Here is a 20,374-nt window from a genome sequence, read left to right as displayed (position 1 = left end):
AAACTTTATAAAATTTGTTTTACTAATTCCTCGACAAAAAGGTCATATGGAATCATTGCTATTCCCCCACCTTGTGCCATTATTTCATTTCCTCCACCTTTTCCGTCAATAAGTGGAAGTATATTTTTTACTAATGTATTTACGTTAACTTCAACGTTACGACCTCTAGTACATACAAATTGAAACTTTTCGTCATTTATAATAACAAGGATGGCTAATACATCATCGTCTTGCTCTACTAGAAATTTTCCTAGTTTTTGAATGTCTTTCATTGTTTTTTGATCATAAAGTGTATGAACAAAATTTATGTTGTTTCTACGGTCCGCATGTCGGAGTAAACTCATGGATTCTAATGATAAAATGGTGTCTTCATATTCTACCAACTTTTTTTCTAGTTGCTTCGTGTTTTCCATAAAGGATGAAGCTGTTTCTACTAAACGATCTTCAGGTGCATTCAATAAGTGTGTAAGTTTTTTTGTGATAATATTTTTACGTTCAAGCTGTTGTAACACCCTTTTCCCAGCTATAAAATGTACCCTTACATTATTCTTCTGTTTTTCCACACTCATTATTTTTAACATGCTTACTTGAGCAGTAGAAGTAGGATGTGTCCCTCCACATGCATTGTAATCAAAGTCTGGAATAATGACTAGACGAATATTTTCATTTACACTTGGAGTTTTTCTTAATGGATAATGTGACAATTCTTCTTCTGTTATCCACTTCGTTTCGATTGGTCGATTTTCTAAAATGATTTCGTTGGACAGTCTTTCTGCTTCCAGTAGTTCCTCTTCACTGATGGAATTTGTCTCTAAATCAATCGTACATGTTTCTTTTCCTAAATGAAAACTGATTGTTTGATAGGAATAAAGGGACGCCAAAGCCGCAGATAGGATGTGTTGGCCACAGTGTTGTTGCATATGGTCGAATCTGCAATCCCAATTGATGGATGCTGTCACCTTTTCACCAACAGTTAATCTGTTTTTTGTAAAATGGCGAATTTCATCGTTTACTTCTTCTACATCGATCACTTCCGCATTGTTTATAAAGCCGGTGTCGTGTGGTTGGCCACCACCTGTTGGATAAAAGTGAGTTTGATCTAACACAACATAATTATTCCCGTTTTCGTCTATTTCAGATTTTAATATGTTTGCTTGAAAAGTTTTAATGGTTGGGTCTTGATAATATAATTTGTTTGTCATAATTACCTCATTTATTTTCACTTTGAATGAACTCTTCTTTAATTTTGTGCAATAGTTCTTTATTTGTGAGTACATCAAGCCCGGTAATTGCCATTGCTTTTGCTGCTAAAATCATCGCTTCTTGGCCTTTGTCACTTTTTGAAGCATCTCGGAATTCGATTGTATGACCAGAACACGGTGTATCACTTATTTGAACGTAAGGGTGAATAGAGGGACAAACTAAGCTTACATTTCCCATGTCTAATGAGCCGTAGCCTTTGCTTTCTTCTAATATTTCTTCACGTTTTACGCCAAGTTCTACTAATGAATCAGTAAAACTATTAGAAAGTGTTTCGTTTGTTATTAAGTTGTCGTAAGAAAGTTCGTAGTTAGACATTTTCATTTTTGCGCCAGTCATTAAGGCAGCACCTTCTGCTATTGCTTGTACTTTTTCCACAAGCTCGTTAACATAGCTTCTCGTTTTAGCTCGAACATAAAACTGAGCAACAGCATAATCAGGTACGATATTTGCAGCTTTCCCACCTTCAGAAATGATTCCGTGAATTCGTGCGTCACTCGTAACATGCTGTCTCATTGCGTTAATTCCATTGAATGTTTGGATAACGGCATCTAGCGCGTTAATTCCTTTTTCAGGGCTTGCAGCGGCATGTGATGTTTTACCGAAAAATTCGAATTGGATAGCGTCCATCGCAAGGGATGTTCCGCTCTTTTGATAGTTTGATGAAGGATGAACCATCAAGGCTACATCTAGTTCGTCAAAAATACCTTGTTCGGCCATGGTGACTTTTCCGCCTTTTGTTTCTTCAGCTGGTGTGCCGTACACGATTACTTTTCCACCGGTTTGTTCGATCACTTTTGATAGGGCTATTCCAGCACCTAAGCCCATTGTTGCGATTAAATTATGACCACAAGCATGTCCAATTTCAGGTAGTGCATCGTATTCACACATATATCCGATTGTAGGACCTTCTATTCCACTATCATATGTTGCTCGGAAGGCAGTTGGTAAATCACAAATACCTACTTCGACGTTAAAGTTATGTTTTTTTAAGCTGTTTGTTAGTATTTCACATGCTTTGACTTCTTCATGACCAAGTTCTGGGTTGTGCCATATGTATTGGCTAATATGTAATAATTCGTCTTTGATTGCTTCGACGGAATTTATAATTAAGTCTGTCATTCTGGTAATCTCCTTCAGGTTCTATTTTTATCCAAAATTATATAGGATTATTTCGCTTTCGGCTAGTCAAAGTTACTAAAGGAGGCATAGGTGTACAACTGTTGATGTTTACTGTAGGTACTCGCTTTCCGCGGGTGGACTCGGGATCCTCCTCGGCGCATGGCGCCTGTGGGGTCTCCCTTGTCGCACTTTTCCCGCAGGAGTCTCGCTCCTACAGTGAACATCAACTAGTATTGGATACTAATATGAATTACTATTTTTCATGACAAATATATTTGTTTAAGCAAAAAAGCGTTGAAATGAATCCACACTTCTTTATTGAGTCAATTTCATAATGGCTGTTCGTTTAGTGAAAAAAGATTGTTCCGTTTATTATAATTAAATAACGTTCGATATAAAACGTTAATTATAATATAGAATAGGTTTAATATTCGTTTTTCGTTTAGTAATTGTACATTATGAATCTCACTCTAGTAAGTATTTATTTTGTTTTCTATTTCGTTTGCGACAGCGTGAGTAAATTCGTTTGTCATTTCTGGTAGGCTAGATTTTAGTATATTGTTGACCATTTTGCCTAGAGCTCCTTCGGCGGTTATGGATAAAGCTCCTGTCATTATAGTTGTTTCACTTGTTTTACTTTCAGCAGAAAAAAAGCCATAACCTGTGAATTTTTCATTGATGCCTGTGAGGGTAAAGGTCACTCTCGAAGGTTCTTCCCAACTTGTAATGTTTACTTTTAAATGTACTTTCTTTTTAAACATTCCTACATCACTTTTAAATTTCCATGTGGACTCACGAGCATTCATAATTTCATGCTCTATATAACCAGGTACTAGTGGAGCCCAATTGTTTATATCACTTACGAACGACCATACCGATTGAATGGGTTTGTATACGACAATGGTGCATGTTTCAGTAGGCATTTTGATTCCTCATTTCTTTTTAGGTTACGTTTCATTCATATTCACTTTCCTAAAAGAAATGACTAGTAAAAAATGAAAGGAGTTAGGATGAATACCAAACTCCTCAAAAGATTATTTTAGCGCATTCATAATATGCTTATAGTTCAATGTATTATGTTTCTCATCCACCCACTTCGCAAAAGCCTTTGTTACACTAATAAAATCCTTTTCCCCTGTTGGACTTACATATTCATATAGATTATAAAACTCTATAGTCATGACGTTTTTCCAAAAGTCTAGATTCATAGTGTCCCATGATGTACATTTAGTTGTTTCAAAGATCTCTCGTAAGTCATGTAAACTGTTTCTATATTTTCTTATCGTTCCTTTTGATTTGCCTTCGGTTTTTTCTTCATAAAAGGCAAGCATATCTTTAGCGAAAAAGCTTTCGGCTGTATACGGAGTAAAACCTAGAACTTGTAAAGATTCTACGGCTTCGTTGTTCACAAAGTTTAATTTTGTAACTGTACTAGTACGGGAAGAATTATCAGTTACATACTTGGATAAAGGTAAACCCATCATTTTACGATAGGTGTTAAAGTCTGGTGTCACAGCAACTTTGCCAAAATGTTTAGCTAGTTGTGCATGAATCTGATACTCTTCTTGTTTTAACCAAGTTTCTAGCTGCTCTAACTTTCCATGATCTTTTAATGCAGATGGCGTTAACGAATCAAACATTAATATTGACTTGTTTTCATACAACATGTATTGCGCTTGAGCGTATAGAGCGAAGTATTCTTTCGCATCTTCTGGAATATGAATAGAGAAGTTTTTAATCTCGACGGTTTCTCTAACGGAATAAGAATTTACTCTCTCATCTGTTTTTGTTAAAACAATTCCTGTTGCCGCTAAGTCTGTCGCTAGTTTAGTAATGAAAGATTGGTTGAAAGAAGTGACTTCCATTACATGATCCTTTATAGAAATCGTTGCCTTTACTTCTGCTATGTGCACTTTTCCTTCTAATTGACTATCCTCGTATTCATGCCAATCTGCTACCCAAGTGAAGTGTTTTACTCCACCTGTGCCGCTTTTTACAAAATGTATGTTTTGGTGGAATTGCTCAAGTAAGTTTTCTTCACTTTCCGTTTCGTATAAGGCGGTTATTTCTTCAATCTTTTTCTCTGCGATACTTTTCTGTGAGTCATCAAGTAAAATAGCCAAAAGCTCTGGATAATAATCTATCATTACGCTTTCTACGCTCATCTTTTCTTCTTTAGCTAGTGTTAAGATTTTTTGTTTTGCCTCATATAATCGAAGTGGTTCTACGAATAGTTTTGCTCCATTAAAATAAAAACTCTTGTTAAATTCTTCTAATAATGAAACGGTACCGAACCATGGCAATGAGTGAGCTGCATTTTCTTTTACTCTCGCTACTTTGTACGTTTTTTTAGAGAACATATCTTCAAATGTGATGGTTTCCTCTGTATCCTGAATCGCTTGAACTAGTTGAGGTTTTAACGAAACCCAAGTATTTAATAGTTCCATTTCGTTAATGGGCAGCTTGTCTTTATTATGGTCAGCAAACTCCTCAACAATTCGTTTGCCTTCAGATTTATAGAAGAAAAATAACCAAAATTGAAAAAATCCTTTTTCAAAGTTTTTGTTTATTTTGTTTTCGGTTCTTTTTTGAAAGATAAAGTATAGTTGGTTGTATTCGTTAAAGGAGAGTGTTTCATTTACGTAACGGTTTAGTTTGTTAACTAGGTCGTGTTTTCGTTGTAAAAATCTTTCCTCTTTTATTTTAGCTGTTTCAACTATTGCTGCTTTTTTTAAGCAACATTTTTTGTGTTTTTTTCCACTACCACATGGACATGGATCATTTCTCATCGGTACACCTTCTTTAATAGTTTGGAAATTTTCTATATGTTTTGAAACGAGTTTAGTTGGGATGTTAATTGCTCGATAAAATGGTTTGATTGAACACGGATAGCCACGTATGGTGGTCGTGTATGTTGAATACATTCAACTGGAGCGCCTAACCAAAATATTTCTTCATCAATGATTAATATTGGAAAAGGTATATCTGTTTCTGTTTGGGTATGTTTCGTCAAATTTTCCATGCTGGGAGATGCCATAATTTTGACAATCACGTTGTTTTTAATAGCATTAAGCTCCTTCGTCCATTCTTCCGGGAGTTTGTCGCTATTAGGTATAGAAATAACAACCGACTTTTTTGCCTGTTTTATATCTTGAAAGATGAAATCCGTCTTTCTTGCGTGAAACCACTTCACTTTAGGGTGTTGATTTTTTATCCACTTGCCAATCATTTCGGATGAAACGATTGCTCGTTGCTCTGTCTGGTGTTTCACAAGCTGGCGGATTGTTTTATTCGTACTAGTTGTTTTTGTTATAAAATGTCGGTCGCAAACATGAATGAACTTACCTTTAGAACGGGTAACAGCAACGTTTATAAGACGATCATTGTTTTTTCCGGTTAAAAGCATACCTGGGCGTTCAAAAGGAAAGCTATCGACGGAGTCATAAATCATCACATCTCTTTCGCTACCTTGAAATCGATGAACAGTTGCGGCGGAGATAGTTGCCTGTTCCCTTTCTTTTTTTAAAGTTCCTTCAAGTAATGATTCCATTAATACCGCTTGGGCACGGTACGGAGTGACGTATCCGATGGATGTAGAGCCAGCTTTATATGCTTCGTAAATTAGTTGAAAAGACAATAATAAGTGCCATACATTCATTCGAGAGCCAGACGTTCTTTCTGTTATGCAATTCATTCCCATAAAGGAAGTGTCTAAAAGAGCGGATGCTATTTTAGGGAATGGTTCTATTTCCGCAATACTTTCACGCGCCTGCCCAACGGTTGGATGGTCACCTACTAATGAATGATATATATATTTGTTCGTAAACGACGAAATATGTGGATGCATTCTACGTTGCTCTTTTAATAAAAAAAGATGTGGATGTAAAGTATCGGATGAGACAGATTCCACGATACCTGCCCCATTAAAAACATCTTCCTTTAACCATTTTTCAATAAGTGGATGTCTCCCTGAAGCAATTGGCGGGAGTTGCTTAAAATCTCCACAAATGATGATACGTTTTCCAAGGGAAGCGGCAAATGCTGATTGCGGAATATAGGCCATACTTGCTTCATCTAAAATAACTACATCATAGTCACTTTCGTAAATGTTTTGGTCTCTTGCTGCTTTAGCAAGCGTAGTGCCGATAACTTTTGCTTCTTCTAAAATTTTCAATTCTTTTTGTCTTATTCTTTCTTGAAGGCGGGAAAGCTTACTCTCCACTTCAAGTAACGTATCGTAATCCCGTTTACTAAACGATTGGTTTAAATCGGATTTTAATAGCTTTCTCTGTTCTGTCAAATTTTCGCGGTCACTTGTAAGTTGTGGATCATTTTCTTCTATAAGCTTATTAGTTGTGTCAAAATCCACATGAATTGGCGTTTGGCCATACCTAATAATTTCACCCGTTTTATAAACGTTTTTTCTTTTAGTGAAAGCAGTTAATTCTTGAACTAAGACGTCCACCGCTTGGTTGCTATGCGATAAAAGTAAAATTCGTCGTCCTTTCACATAGTGGTTAGCAGCTACTCTTGCTAACGTATACGTTTTTCCTGTTCCAGGTGGTCCCCACACAAATGTGACAGGGTTGTTTTTGGTTTGAATATATAGTTTTTCAACTGTTGAAGTGCTTTCCTTCGATGTTGGTTTTAATGGATGAGTAGGAAACAATAACTTTTTTACTCTAGAAAGCTTTTTCTTACTTTTCTTTATTTCCCCTACCCTTGTGTAAAGTTCATCTAGCAGTTCCCACGGATCGTAAAATATCCATGCTTCTGAGATTAGGTCACCAATTGAATTTTCAAAAGATAAAATGACACTTGAACCATCAGAAGAAAGAATAGTTCCTTCATAGGTGGATTTTCCATATTCTAACTTGATTTGAGCACCAATTGGTATAAAAAGCTGGTTTCGGGAAGGAAAATAATATTGATAATTATTTTCGGTTGAGACAAGATGACCATTTTTTAATAAGTATTTATTGCTGCCATACTTTTTTAAATGGTGTATTTCTGCTTGAATGGCTTTTTCCCATTCATTTATGTAAGTTAGAATAGTCATCCCGAATCTTTCCTTTATCGCGAAATTTCAAAAACTTTCAGAAGAATTTGTGCAACTGGAAAAAGCTCAATCTGTTAGGATTGAGCTTTTATGTTTTTCTAATATAACATATTTCCGTTACGTTTTAAATAGTTAACGACCAACAAACATTTGTGTCCAGTAATGGCCATTTTCAACATACCCTACACCAATATGTGTGAAATTAGGGCTTAAGATGTTTTTACGGTGTCCTTCACTATTCATCCATGCTTGAACGACCTCTTCAGGTGTGCGTTGTCCCATCGCAATATTTTCACCAGCTGTATTATAGGAAATACCAAAGTCCCTCATCATATCAAACGGTGATCCGTAAGTAGGGCTTGTATGAGAGAAATAATTGTTTTGTTGCATATCAGCAGATTTTTGTCGTGCTACATTACTAATTTCCTTATCAGCTTTTAAATCAGATAAGCCAGCTTTTCTTCTTTCAGCATTTGTTAACTCAATAACACGCATTTCTGTTTCACTGATACCTTCTTGTGAAGCGCGTTGTTCTGCATTACCTTGTTCTTGTTGTGCTTCTTCTTGTTGTTGTGTTTCAGGTGCAGGTTGAGCAGGTGCTTCTGGTTGCTGTTGCTCTGGAGCAGGTTGGGCAGGTGCTTCTGGTTGCTGTTGCTCTGGAGCAGGTTGGGCAGGTGCCTCAGATTGCTGTTGTTCTTGTTCTGGTGTTGGAGCAGGTTGTCCTTGCTCTGGAGATGCTGCTTGACCACCTTTTCCACCAGGAATACGGAATTCTTTTCTACCTAATTCAAATTTATAAACTGAAAATGGACCATCTTGAATCTTTTGACTATGTGGAAACTTTTCACTTGGAGTGCTTGTGCTATAAGAGTTTGGATCAATGGTTAAGTATCCACCGTTACGAACTTGTTGAACTTCATTCGTTTGAAAATTTACAGAACGGTTGTCACGTTGAGTTACTTGACGTAAAGAACGGTCAGCTTGACTCATTCCTCTATTACCTTGACCCATTAAACGATCGCCAAGACGTTGTCCGCCATCACGAACATCTCCACGATAGTTAACCTGTTGTGTATTTAAATTTTCATCCATTCCAGTGTTTTGATTAGGTGAGTTTTGCGCTCCTTGGTTCATACCACAAGCTGTTAAAGCAAGCAATATTAGAGCAGCAAGAAACAATTTGAAATGATTCAATAGTAAAACCTCCTTTTGAAATTCAGTTTGGTACAATATTATGGTTTCTTTTGTGAGGTCAAACTATTATTGCCAATTATCGATAATATTACAAAAAAATCCCTGTATGTTATTTCACATACAAGGATTCAGGACTATTCTCCACTTTCTAAAATCGATTCAAGTACTTTTTGAACTTTTAATCCTTCTTCAAAATTAATTAAAAATGCCGATTCGTTTTGAATGGCTTTTTTTAGTTCATCGAGTAGTGTTCGGTTTGATTCAAGGTGATCAGTCGGCATATTTTTAAACGCTTCGTTATTGTTTGCTACGCTCACTTCTCGCCAATTGTCGATGGCAAAAGATTGATTTGATCCGTGAACAATAAAAGAGATATGTTCTTGTTCTGCCTGGCCAACTAAACCATCTACCATTACTTTAACTCCGTTTTTTAATGTTAACGTTGCTAAAATTTCTAATTCACTATCTACTCCATTTTCTGGATAGTTGATCGTGCATGTGGTTGTTTGCATCTCTCCATAAAGGTGTACAATCATTTGTAAATAATGTGGCATGATTTCTCTAATAAATCCACCCTGCTCTCGTTTTCCAATCCAAGGTGTTTGCTGCCATGGTCTTGGCCATTCATGAAAATGCATTTTTAAAGTGATTCGTTTAAGCTCACCTATTGTTTCGCTTTGAACGGCATTATGTAGTAATTGAAATGGAATGTCATATGGTAGTGGAAAGTGAATGGCATGTACTACATTCATTTCGTTTGCTTTATGAAGCATTTCTTCGGCTTCCTTTAATGAGTTAGCGAGCGGTTTTTCACATAACACATGTTTTCCATGGTCAAATGCAGCCATAACGACTTCATAATGAAACGCAGGAGGTACAGCAACATATATTAATTGAATTTCTCCGCTTTCCAATAACTCTCTGTAGTCAGTGTAGTAAGGTATGTTTCCTAAAGATTCTGAAGTTTTCATGCAAATGGCTTCATTTAGGTCGCAAAGAGCAGCTATTTCAAAGTCTTCATGTTTGAAAATTTGATGAATTAAACGCTGGCCAACAACACCAAGGCCAACTATTCCAACTTTAATGGTCATAAGTTACGGTTCCCCTTTTATTTCGAATATTGAAATATCAGTATTATTTTACACTATTTTCAGGCAAACAAAAAGAAGGCATTTAAGCCTTCTGAATTATTTCTTTTTATTTTCAAATTGTTGTTGAAAGGTTTCGCCAGCCATGTAGGAGTCACTTACTTGTTCATGTGTTTCTGCAAGCCCTGTGGATAATTGGTCTTCGCGTTGGTAGTCTTCCACTTCATATGTTCTGCCTGCAATGGATTCTGATGAAGGTTGTTTTTTATTTGGTTGATTTTTCATTTAATTGGCCTCCTAAAATTTTATATTGCATTTTATTGTTTGGAAAAAGCTGATTTTCATTCGTCGACCGTTAATACGTTGTAAATCGAAAGAACTTTTGTAAGTGGTAGAGTGTTCTCATTAGTAGTGGGCGGTCGTCTGCGTATTCTTCGTAAGGTAAGGTAAAGATGGTTTCTTCGTTTTTCCATAATCGGTTGAAATAATCGTCTACTTCCATGATTATATCTGAACTATTTGGTGCATTTATTTTTACATTTGTTTCTAAGTTTAAGTCATCTAAATTTCTCTTTGTGTAATTGGCTGAACCACTAATAAGAACGGATTTGGTTTGTTTTTTGATAAAAAGTGTCTTTGGATGATATTGTTCTTTTAGTGTATTGTACCAGCGAACTTCTAGGTTTTCACTTGTGTTTTCTGTTAGTTCATTAGCAACAGGTCTGTTTGGCAGGCCAATCTTCTCTTGACCAAATGCATTTTCGTTTGGGTCAAGTATGATTCTAACTGTAACTCCTCTTTCTGCTGCATTTTTCAGTTCATTTATTATCGTTCGTTCAGATAAATAAAACATCCCTAACCATATCTCTTCTCCTGAAGAGGTTTCCTTTATCTCTTTTACTACATGTTTTAATATTTTGCCTTCTGTTAGTAGTTGGGCGGTTACATCATCTAAATATTCATTGGAAAGGTTCGGTTTCTTTTCAAATTTAAAAGGTTTATTTGACATGTTCATTGTAGCCAATTCGGATTGAACTACATCTTCAATAATAGGACCTTTTAACTCAATAGCAATATTAGAATGGTTTGCACTTCCTTCATGAGGATTTGCGGATGAAATAATCGCTGATTTTTCTGTTGCTACTAGCTTTCGGTGATTTGCTTTTATATTTAGTAAAGATAAATAGGATCTAACAGTTACATCTGGGCCTTCTTCATTTAGTGGATTTCTTACCCACCCTTTCCCTTCTTGTCCAAACCATTGAAAAAACACTCTCCAAACACTAGAGTATATTGGATTAGAATCACGTAACGGCCGTAGTTTTGTCTCTACAACTTCAATTCCTTCACTTTTTAATGTTTCTAGCTCAACAACTTTATGGGATTGATAACTTGAGTTCACTTTATCTGTTATAAAGACTATTGGCATGTTTGGTTCTGCTCGTTTTTTCTGAATTAGCCTTTCGACTATATTTTTTATTATCGCATCGTCATTGTTGTTCCTTGAATGTGCATTAAATAAGAAGAAGTCTACAATAATAAAATCCTCCGCTTCCTCTATTATTTCGTAAATACGAGGGAAGATGTTTTGCTCCTGTTCCTTTTCTCCGTCTATTTCGTAAGTTAAGTCATATATGAAAGAAATATCTTCTACTTTCTGTTCTTCCCCTTCAAAAGAAATACCATCGGGTAATGGTTTATAACTATGGTAGACGCCTGTTACTACTAAAATAATTAATAAAAGAATGGTTATGAAAGCTCTCTTTGAAATCTGTCTCAAAATGTGTCCTCTTTTCTGATTGACTCTCAAGTTAATACTTCTTAATAACCTAAAAAAAGAAAAGATAAACTTTAGTAAATTAATTGTCATGTGACAAGCTGACTTGTAATAAATAATGATAAAGCTAGGTTCATGATGGGCGAACCAATTAAAATTAGACTCATATGATACAGTATCTCTGTCCTTTCCGTATAAGTTTTATACTCTGCCATTTATTGTAGAGCCCACCTGAAAAAGGAGTGTTATGAGTGGATATAGGAAATAAAAGTATCATGCCCAAATTATATATTGGTTCAACAGATAGTATTAAACCTAACCAGCAATATCTTCGGAAAAGCTACTTAGCTGAGTTTTTGCAAAAACAGCAAGAAACGAATAGTGCATTAACTAGTTCAATTCAAATGATGTCCGCTGAAATGTTAGATTATAAATCTAATCATTCTAAGGCGTTTACTGAAATAGACAGCAAACTAACTTCTCAAGAAAGAATTGCAAACGATCTTGTGAAAGGAGTTCAGAATAGCGAAAAAAACGATTCGGAAATTTTTTCGCGTTTAACACATCTAGAAAAGTTAAGCATGAAGATTGAAGAAATATTAAGTAATGAAAAGTTAATGAATGAAGCTACGATTGAACAGTTAGCCTTTTTAGAACAACTTACATGTAACGTAAACAAAAAATTAGAAAACTTCCAAACCGTTCAGGAAAACTTACAAGAACAAATAAAACAACAAGATGATCTGGTAATAAAAGTTAGTGAAAAATTGGATATTCAAGATATTTTTCATCAAACAATGATGGAGCGTTTTGATAAACAAGAAATGAATACAAATAAAATTGCAAGACAGTTAGATGAGTTAAAAGAGTCTCTAGTAGAAAGAATTGAAACAACGCTAGAGTCCCTTCTTTTTCAATACAAAAACACAGTAAGTTACATTAAAGAATTGTTTCTTACAAAAAATCGATAAATTAACTTCTCCCTTCGCTCTCCCTATTACGAATAAATAAATCCATTTTTTGGAATGATATTTGTAAATGGACGTAAGGAGAGTGAAAATATGGAGATAATGTCCATTATTCGATATGCTTGCTCTTTTTTAGGGATAGTTTGTTTAGCATTTACGTACAAACATATGTATGGCAAAAAGAAAGAATATGCGCAAAAAGAAGATGAACTGTAACTGAATCCGTTTTACTCTTTCTGCTACCTAGTAATAGGTAGTTTTTTTATATTATTTTCCTTCTAGGACAAAATAGAAAAAAATATAGAATGTGGTGATTAACATACAATATTTTAAACCTGATTTTGAGCTTCACCATTTTTTCGATATAACAGCAGAGTGGCTGCAAACGAATAAAATTAAGACGATTTTTTCTGATTTAGATAGTACGCTTGCTATTCATGATCAACCTGGTGGTGAAGATTTAAAAGTGTGGATTGAGATGTTAAAATCCCAAAATGTACAACTGGTGATTGCTTCTAATAACAGTCAAGGCCGTGTGGAGCGTTTTTGTAAACCGTTTGATATTATTGGTTTTGGTAAATGTGCTAAACCGTTACCGAACGTTTTGCTTAAACATATGAAAGAGATTGGTGCAACGTCGAACACTTCTATTTTCCTTGGTGATCAGTTGTTTACAGATATTTGGTGTGGAAAATTACTTGATATGAGAACCGTGCTTGTAAAACCGATAGGAATGGAACATGAGCCTATCCAGATTGTATTAAAACGGAAGCTAGAAGCGGTTGTTAGGAAGCGATGGTGATTAAGAATTGGTTGAAAAGACCCGTATATCAGTAAAATGAATAACATAAATCAACAGGTACCTGGCACCAAGTTTCAACACAAAAAGGAGTTTGTGTTAATTTATATTTATAACTGTTTTGCAGGTACTCATTCATCTGCATTAGCAGCTGCTTATCAACAGCTTTGTTTAACAATACCAAAATAAATAGCCCAAATAAGAGTAATTTAAACTCTTTTTGGGCTTTTAACATCTTTACTTACTTGATACTAGTTGCTTATACTTTTGATTATTTTCTAATAAATAGTGCACATAATGTTTATCAGGAACTAACCAAGCTGCATACGTACGCTTCATAAACTGTTCTGCTGCCTCAAATGACTCGTAATCTTCTTCGATTAGTACTTCATTGTTCTCTATTTGCCAATTTCCACTATTGTTTTGATAAATGAAGAATGTTCCATAATGTTTCGAATCATATAGAGAGCCTTTAGGTGACTTTTTAACATTAAACTCGTTCTTGTCGGCATCCATGCGAATTGGTTCCATTTTAAAAGGCTCTACTACAAATAGCGGAAACGCTTCTTCATTTAAATTACAACCAGAAGCTTTTGCATGGCCTCCTCCTTCATACTTAGCGGCTACCTCCGATACATCAACATGTTCGTGTATGGTTCTTAAGCTAATTCTTTTGTTCCCGACGCTTACAATAGCGATGTAATCTAAGTGAGTGTTCTTTTTTCCGAACAGGTTACCGAGCTCAGATATATAATTTTCAGCATGAACAATACCAACACAATGATTATCTATCATTGTTTGATAAATTTCTTTCTGTTTTCTTTTCAAGTAACGCTCCATTTTGTTTTCTTCCATGTCTAAAATTTGTTTTTCAAAATCATCAAAATCAAACTGAGACATGTCATTTTCTAAACGATTAACCATTCTTTCCTCAAATTCATCAATAGATAAAAGGTAAAATAAATCGTTTAGCCGTTTCGCCTTTTGATTGTTGTTTTTATCCCATTCCCAAGTATCGTATTGTCTTACTAGCTCTACAAATTGATCTAGAGACTCATGTTTTACTAGTAGGTCGGAATCAACTAGATAATCATATAACAATGACGTTGCACTAGTTAATCTGCCATCTTCATAAGAAACTGTTACTGCTGCCCAATCATGTTTGTTTAGGTGTAGTGCAGACTTATGATGGTCAATTAACTTACCAGCACCACCGTGTAAAATCCAGTCTGTGATTGCTTTTTCATTATCTTCATGAACAGACAAGTCTGTAATGTACATAAATGTGTGTGTATCATTTTTTTCTAAAAAGTTTTTCACTTGGTAGTTTAAGCTATGTACAGAGTTGTAACGAACTTCTATCTGTTCCTTATAAGCAAGTTTAGCTAAAATACCACAGCCAACTCCATCCAAGTCGTTATGTGTAAATAATATGTAACTCATTTTCTCGCTTCCTTTCGATTCCATCTTTCCTATTCATTATTTGTTAACATAAGCAAAATAAATCAGCCGATTGAAAAATCGACTGATACAATGGATGAAAACTTATTTTGAATAGTCAGATCCCCATGTTTCTTTTATGTAAGCATCTCTTCCAGACTCTACTCTCTCTTGCTTATATTTTTCAGGATTTTTTTTGTAGAAATGTTGGTGATAATCTTCTGCTTCATAAAATGTAGTTGCCGGTAAAATTTCCGTCACAATCTGTTTACTAAAACGGCCGCTGTTTATTAACAGTTGCTTTGAAATTTCTGCATATTGTTTTTGTAAATCGTTATGATAAAAAATAGCGGTACGGTACTGACTTCCTCTGTCAAAAAATTGCCCTCCAGCGTCCGTTGGATCAATTTGTGGCCAGTATAAGTCAAGTAATTTCTCATACGGGAAAAGCTCAGGGTTAAATGTTATTTGAACGGCTTCGTAATGTCCTGTGTCGCCTTTTTTTATTTGTTCATATGTTGGATTTTCAAGGTGTCCACCTGTGTACCCTGAAATAACTTTTATAATTCCAGGCATTTCATCAAATGGTTTTACCATACACCAAAAACATCCACCAGCAAAAGTAGCTTTTTCTAATTTTTGTTCCATTGTTTTTCCTCCAAAAACACCATTTCCTCGAATTGTATCATTTAATGAAAAAGTTGCCAATTAATATTACCTTATTTAAGGAATAGTTAAATAGATAACGTATATAATTTGATTTCAGTTGCAGGTGTGAGACTCCTGCGGGAAAGCGCGTCAGGGGAGATCCACAGGCGCAGTGCGCCGAGGAGGCTCCAGAGACCGCCCGCGGAAAGCGAGCATCTGCAACTGAAATCAACTTTTACAAACCAATATATTAGTAAGCTTCTTTAATAGAAGATTTACATAATATTGTAATAGTCAATCATAAATAATTTTACTATTACAACATTTTCATGTGTGCGTTTTCATTTATTTACGAATAATAAGGAATACTGTACGATAAGATGTCACGAATTTATGTATGATAGGAGTTTCTGAATGGACATATTAGAACAAATTACACATCTTCAATTATTAAATCAATTTTGGCTTATTCTCTTCTTCCTCATCCCAATGGTTCTAATAGCAAGAACAGTTGTGGCAGGATCAAGATATTCACCGATTTTAATTATCGTTATATTTGGATTAACAATGGGTTATGTATTAGTTGCAAGTGGAGTTGCTAGCCCTGGTCTAGTGGAGTTCCCATTTGTTGACTTGATGGCAAGAACAACCATTATCGCCCTTACTGTTTCCTTTTTTGTAGGCGGGCAAGAATTAAGAAAAATACTCGGCAATAAAGATTTAGAAGGTGAAGATATTGTGGTTCCTTCTAACGAAGAAGTTGTATTAGGAACGACTCGTACTCAATTTTTCTTTATTTTAAGATCTTTTTTCTTATTGTTAGGTATGGAAGGATTGTTGCGTTTTATTCTTGATAACAATTCCACAAGTATCTTTAGTAGCTATTACCCTTTAATTGCTTATATTGGCCTAGTAATTTCAGTTATTTTAATTGACAATCGTGCTCAAATTAAGAATAAGCACCTGTACATTCGTAAAGGGTTAGTCGAAATCGCGGCAATTGTCATGATTCTTTTAATTTCTTATTATGTAGCACAAGTAATTGGAGAATTTATTGCATTACCTCAAATCTTTTATGCAATGATGATCTCAGCGGCCTTAGGTGCAATTCTTTACAAATGGTCGTTTGGACCGACTATACGTGCATTATTGTTTGCAGGTATTCCAGTCGTATTAGCTGCTAACTTTATGGTGGGTGGTTCTCGTATTGGAGATGCATTTAATATTTCAGGAATGAACGCTGTCTTAACGTATGGATTCTTCGGTCAATTGCTTTGGATGTTTGGTGGAATTACTTTAATTATCTTCTTTTCCAAAACAGCGAACACTAGAAACTTAGCTCCTGGTATGGCTGGAGCCTTATCACACTCAGGACTAACTGGTGCTTGTACTGCAGGTGATTTCGGTAAAACAGCTGCACAGCGAGCACCAATTATGATCAATATCCCGTTCTTCGGTCATGTGTTTGTATTCTCTGTACTGGCGATAAGTGCTGAGCGTGGAAGCCTATGGATGGCTCCTGCCCTATTTATTGTAGGTGTAGGTGTTATTTTAACGGTTCTTTCCTTAAGAAACTTACGTTTAGCATCTGGTGAGGATAAAAAGGAAGTAAAAGCGTTAATGCAGTTTTCGTTTGGATGGCAAATCATTGCCGTATTTGGCGGGCTAAGTCTGTTAAGTTTAAGTACTATGTCCATAGAGTACGCAGCAATGGCTCAAACATCTGCTATTTCACATTTTGGTTTGTTTGCTGCTATCCAAGGGGAAATGTTTGGAACGGATGCGGCCCTTTTAATTCCATTTATCTTCTCTATGCCGTTCTTAGTACATCCACTCGTTTTCTTTATGTTTGGAAAAGCAATGGAAAACAACGGAGACATGCCAAAAATGCCTGTATACATTTTAGCTTTAATCGGAGTTTTAGGTGTTCTGTTTTCTATAATTGCATTATAAAAAGAAAGCAACCGAGCATAATCAATATTTGCTCGGTTGCTTTTCTTTTTGTCTCTTAATAATTACTGCTTTTATTGCCATATAATCTACTTCGCTTGGCAGTTCATCTTTAATTGGTTTTAGTTTTTCTGCTCCAATTTTCTCTATTACATTTCTAATTTGTTCTTCCCATTCAATTGGGATAAAATCGTCCCAATTTACTTCTAAGCCGTCTTCTTCACATTTCACCATATGATTTTGGACAGTTGTAATACTCATTCCCCTCTTCTTAGTCACTTCTTGAAGAGAAAGTCCACTGTTGTATAGCTCAAATGTTATTTCATGACTAGGCTTGTCATTTTTTTCTATAGAATCTATTAATGTTCTAGTCACACTAGAAGCTTGTAAAGTACCACTTCTTATTAAGTTGTTTTCTTTTGAAAAACGAACAATTTCTTGTAAAAATATTTCCCCGTATCTCTCCCATTTTTGCATACCAACACCTTTTACGTTTAGCATCTCTTCTTCTGTTTCAGGTAGATACGTACACATCTCTTGTAAAGTGCGGTCTGAAAAAATTAAATATGGAGGAATGCTTTCTTTTTGAGCGAGTTCTTTTCTTAAATCACGTAATTGTTGAAACAAGCCATCGTCTTTTTTCACTATAACAGGAGTTTGTTTTACTTTTAACTTTACTTCTTCTTTTCCCGTCAGCACTTGTACGGAACGACTACCTAATTTGATAATTGGAAACTGCCCTTCTGATAGAAACAAATAACCTTCTGCTATTAATATGTTAATAAGTTCAACAATTTGCTTTTCCGTTAATTCTTTCATCAATCCATATGTTGGTAAGGAAGAAAGCTGAAACTGATGTATTTTCTTATCGTTAGAGCCTTTTAATACTTTTGCAACAAGTGTTGCCCCAAACCTTTCATTCATTCGCTTAATACAAGAAAAAATCTTTTGTGCTTCAACCGTAATGTTTTTTTCCGTAAAGTCGCTTGAACAGTTGCTACATTTCCCGCATTCGGGTTGATTTCGTTCACCGAAATACGACGTAATGAAACATTGTAAGCACTTAGTCGTGAAACAAAAGTCAACCATCATTTGAAGTTTCATGTACTCATTGGACTTTCTATCTGGAGAAAGCAATGTTTGTTCAATCAAAAATTTCTGTAGTTGAATATCTCGGGCATTAAATAATAAAATACATTCACTTTCTACACCATCTCGGCCTGCCCTTCCTGCTTCTTGATAATACGATTCTAGATTTTTAGGCATGTTGTAATGGATAACATATCTTACGTTCGTTTTGTTTATACCCATTCCGAAAGCATTCGTTGCAACCATTACAGTTGTTTTATCATATAAAAAATCTTCCTGTGTGCTTTTTCTTTCTTCTTCTGATAAACCTGCATGGTATTTTCCTACCGAGTAACCACTTTTCGTTAACTGTGCATGTAAACTATCTACTTCTTTTCTAGTAGAAGCGTAAATAATGCCAGGCTCGTCCTTATTTTCTTTCAAATAAGAGGTTAAATACTTTAATTTATCAGTACCTCTAACAACGGAGAAAGATAAATTCTCACGAGCAAAACCAGTTATAACAACGTTCTCATCTTGAATGCCAAGTGTTTCACATATGTCTTCTGTTACTTCTTCTGTTGCGGTTGCTGTGAATGCTGCTAGTAATGGCTTTTCCGGTAGTTGCCTTACAAAATGACCAATATTACGATAACTTGGTCGGAAATCATGGCCCCATTGGGATAAACAGTGAGCTTCGTCCACCGCTACGAAAGATATTTTTTGGTTTTGAATGATAGACATAAAGTATCCAACGTCTAACCTTTCTGGAGCAACGTAAATTAGTTTCACTTTTCCACTTTGAATCTGTGCTACTCTTTCCTCTATCTCTTGGGCTGATAAAGAACTATTAATAAACGTAGCGTTAATTCCAATACTTTGAAGAGAGTCTACTTGATCCTTCATAAGGGAAATTAATGGGGAAATGACAATCGTAATTCCGTCTAGTAATAGAGCTGGTATTTGATAGCAAATTGATTTTCCTCCACCAGTTGGCATAATGCCTAATGAAGGTTTTCCGTTAAGTAGATTTGTAATGATTGTTTGTTGGCCATCTCTAAAATCTGGATAACCATAATATGTTTGTAATAGTTGTCTAGCTTCGTTTAACAAATAAAGCACCTCGCATGTGAAAATATGGTGGAATGATAGAAGAATTATTATGAAGTTTTATAGAAGGTAGTTAATATTTTAACTTACTTTTGCACAAGTTTCCATGGAAAAACCCTCTAAAGAGAGGGTAAATGACTTACTTCGCGACAATTTTTTTTGTAATTCCTGTTATGAGGAAACAAATAGCAAATGCAGTAAAGGATACTACCGTTAAGATTAACATACCGAGAGCAGCCATAAAGATATCATCATTAGGCGAAGTTGGCTCTAGTCTCCAATATTGAAACAAAGTAAATAAGAATAAAATTAAATAAAATGAACTACCAACTAAAGACATAAAAATGCGTTGCGTTTTAATTTTATTAAACCAGACTTGTTTGATTAATATCCAGAACATAATGCTTAACCATGTTCCTAAAAAGATAAGAAATAAATGGGCAAAAGGAATATGGAAAAGCATAATAATAAAATAGGAAATGACAACTGTACTGAAAATGAGGAAGTTCCCTAAAAGTAATGTAATGCCTGCACGAAATGGGGTTTGCACCCAAGTTTTTTTGGAAATCCATTCATATACTTTTCCTTTTGAAGTTCCGTCACTTTTTTCCACGATATACATATAGCCTAGTCCGAATAAAATCCCTAATAAACCGATAAAAACAATCATTAATATCATAAGTTTCTCCTTCTTTGCTGTTTAAAGCTATTGAGCGATTTAAATTTATTTAAATAGTTTTCGTAGCATACGTCCTGTGCCTTTTCCTGCGACACGTCTACCTGCTCTTTTTGCCATTTTTTTTGAGTCACCTGAAGAAACAGCTTGAACATCTCCTAATAGTTTGGCTGTTTTATATAAGATAGACCTAAATTTATGTATTTTCATGAAGT

Annotated in this window: 19 protein-coding genes; 4 read left to right on the top strand and 15 right to left on the bottom strand. The window is 35.2% G+C overall.

The annotated features are described in order from the left end of the window. Window positions 1-5: 5 nt before the first annotated feature. The 10 genes from CDZ89_RS10935 to CDZ89_RS20305 all read right to left on the bottom strand — a co-directional run bounded on the left by CDZ89_RS10935 (window position 6) and on the right by CDZ89_RS20305 (window position 11,715). Window positions 6-1,202: an alanyl-tRNA editing protein gene (locus CDZ89_RS10935; RefSeq protein ID WP_100334302.1), complete on the bottom strand. Its 1,197-nt coding sequence runs from the start codon at window positions 1,200-1,202 to the stop codon at window positions 6-8. A 7-nt stretch (window positions 1,203-1,209) separates the two neighbouring features. After that, entirely contained in the window at window positions 1,210-2,382 is a 1,173-nt protein-coding gene (locus CDZ89_RS10930) for a M20 family metallopeptidase (RefSeq protein WP_096154481.1), read from the bottom strand. Between the two features lie 470 nt (window positions 2,383-2,852). Beyond that, on the bottom strand, window positions 2,853-3,305 hold the full coding sequence (locus tag CDZ89_RS10925) for an SRPBCC family protein (RefSeq protein WP_100333699.1): 453 nt from the start codon (window positions 3,303-3,305) through the stop codon (window positions 2,853-2,855). 111 nt (window positions 3,306-3,416) lie between these two features. Further along, window positions 3,417-5,171, bottom strand: a complete 1,755-nt coding sequence (locus tag CDZ89_RS10920) for an SEC-C domain-containing protein (RefSeq protein WP_157842724.1) — start codon at window positions 5,169-5,171, stop codon at window positions 3,417-3,419. A 32-nt stretch (window positions 5,172-5,203) separates the two neighbouring features. Then, window positions 5,204-7,441, bottom strand: coding sequence for an AAA domain-containing protein (locus tag CDZ89_RS10915; RefSeq protein ID WP_100333697.1), 2,238 nt, complete (start codon window positions 7,439-7,441; stop codon window positions 5,204-5,206). A gap of 132 nt (window positions 7,442-7,573) precedes the next feature. Further along, window positions 7,574-8,635 carry a CAP domain-containing protein gene (locus CDZ89_RS10910; RefSeq protein ID WP_227521498.1) on the bottom strand — a complete coding sequence of 354 codons (1,062 nt, stop codon included), beginning with the start codon at window positions 8,633-8,635 and terminating at the stop codon, window positions 7,574-7,576. 134 nt (window positions 8,636-8,769) lie between these two features. Beyond that, window positions 8,770-9,726 (bottom strand): Gfo/Idh/MocA family protein, encoded by a 957-nt coding sequence (locus tag CDZ89_RS10905; RefSeq protein ID WP_100333696.1) that lies wholly within the window; start codon window positions 9,724-9,726, stop codon window positions 8,770-8,772. Window positions 9,727-9,822: 96 nt separating this feature from the next. Next, a complete protein-coding gene (locus tag CDZ89_RS10900; RefSeq protein WP_096154476.1) occupies window positions 9,823-10,008 on the bottom strand; it encodes a YozQ family protein in 186 nt (61 codons plus the stop codon). Window positions 10,009-10,078: 70 nt separating this feature from the next. Beyond that, the gene (locus tag CDZ89_RS10895) at window positions 10,079-11,503 is read right to left on the bottom strand and encodes a phospholipase D-like domain-containing protein (protein WP_227521497.1); all 1,425 of its coding nucleotides are present in this window, start codon (window positions 11,501-11,503) and stop codon (window positions 10,079-10,081) included. Between the two features lie 86 nt (window positions 11,504-11,589). Next, on the bottom strand, window positions 11,590-11,715 hold the full coding sequence (locus CDZ89_RS20305) for a hypothetical protein (RefSeq protein WP_255249793.1): 126 nt from the start codon (window positions 11,713-11,715) through the stop codon (window positions 11,590-11,592). 36 nt (window positions 11,716-11,751) lie between these two features. Between CDZ89_RS20305 and CDZ89_RS10890 the strand changes: the two genes are divergently transcribed. From CDZ89_RS10890 to CDZ89_RS10885, 3 genes are all read left to right on the top strand, one after another. Next, window positions 11,752-12,471 carry a hypothetical protein gene (locus tag CDZ89_RS10890; RefSeq protein ID WP_100333695.1) on the top strand — a complete coding sequence of 240 codons (720 nt, stop codon included), beginning with the start codon at window positions 11,752-11,754 and terminating at the stop codon, window positions 12,469-12,471. A 90-nt stretch (window positions 12,472-12,561) separates the two neighbouring features. Further along, window positions 12,562-12,684, top strand: a complete 123-nt coding sequence (locus CDZ89_RS20300) for a hypothetical protein (protein WP_255249792.1) — start codon at window positions 12,562-12,564, stop codon at window positions 12,682-12,684. Between the two features lie 94 nt (window positions 12,685-12,778). After that, window positions 12,779-13,270: a YqeG family HAD IIIA-type phosphatase gene (locus tag CDZ89_RS10885; RefSeq protein ID WP_227521496.1), complete on the top strand. Its 492-nt coding sequence runs from the start codon at window positions 12,779-12,781 to the stop codon at window positions 13,268-13,270. A gap of 234 nt (window positions 13,271-13,504) precedes the next feature. Here CDZ89_RS10885 and CDZ89_RS10875 read toward each other — a convergent pair whose 3' ends face one another. Together CDZ89_RS10875 and msrA are read right to left on the bottom strand one after the other, a co-directional pair. Beyond that, window positions 13,505-14,710 (bottom strand): DHH family phosphoesterase, encoded by a 1,206-nt coding sequence (locus tag CDZ89_RS10875; protein WP_100333694.1) that lies wholly within the window; start codon window positions 14,708-14,710, stop codon window positions 13,505-13,507. 102 nt (window positions 14,711-14,812) lie between these two features. Next, a complete protein-coding gene (msrA, locus tag CDZ89_RS10870; RefSeq protein WP_100334300.1) occupies window positions 14,813-15,355 on the bottom strand; it encodes a peptide-methionine (S)-S-oxide reductase MsrA in 543 nt (180 codons plus the stop codon). A gap of 414 nt (window positions 15,356-15,769) precedes the next feature. On the opposite strand from msrA, the gene CDZ89_RS10865 reads away from it, so the two are divergent. Beyond that, the gene (locus tag CDZ89_RS10865) at window positions 15,770-17,308 is read left to right on the top strand and encodes a hypothetical protein (RefSeq protein ID WP_100333693.1); all 1,539 of its coding nucleotides are present in this window, start codon (window positions 15,770-15,772) and stop codon (window positions 17,306-17,308) included. Between the two features lie 21 nt (window positions 17,309-17,329). Here the strand turns inward: CDZ89_RS10865 and recQ are convergent, their stop codons facing one another. From recQ to CDZ89_RS19945, 3 genes are all read right to left on the bottom strand, one after another. Continuing rightward, window positions 17,330-19,495, bottom strand: coding sequence for a DNA helicase RecQ (gene recQ, locus CDZ89_RS10860; RefSeq protein ID WP_319830041.1), 2,166 nt, complete (start codon window positions 19,493-19,495; stop codon window positions 17,330-17,332). A 127-nt stretch (window positions 19,496-19,622) separates the two neighbouring features. Next, window positions 19,623-20,162 carry a hypothetical protein gene (locus tag CDZ89_RS10855; RefSeq protein WP_096154469.1) on the bottom strand — a complete coding sequence of 180 codons (540 nt, stop codon included), beginning with the start codon at window positions 20,160-20,162 and terminating at the stop codon, window positions 19,623-19,625. 45 nt (window positions 20,163-20,207) lie between these two features. After that, entirely contained in the window at window positions 20,208-20,369 is a 162-nt protein-coding gene (locus tag CDZ89_RS19945; RefSeq protein ID WP_176483733.1) for a hypothetical protein, read from the bottom strand. Between the last annotated feature and the right edge of the window lie 5 nt (window positions 20,370-20,374).

The organism is Bacillus alkalisoli, from assembly GCF_002797415.1.
GTDB lineage: Bacteria > Bacillota > Bacilli > Bacillales > Bacillaceae_I > Bacillus_CD > Bacillus_CD alkalisoli.
Note: the sequence above shows the minus strand (reverse complement) of the source record. Positions and strands in the feature narration are given on the sequence as shown.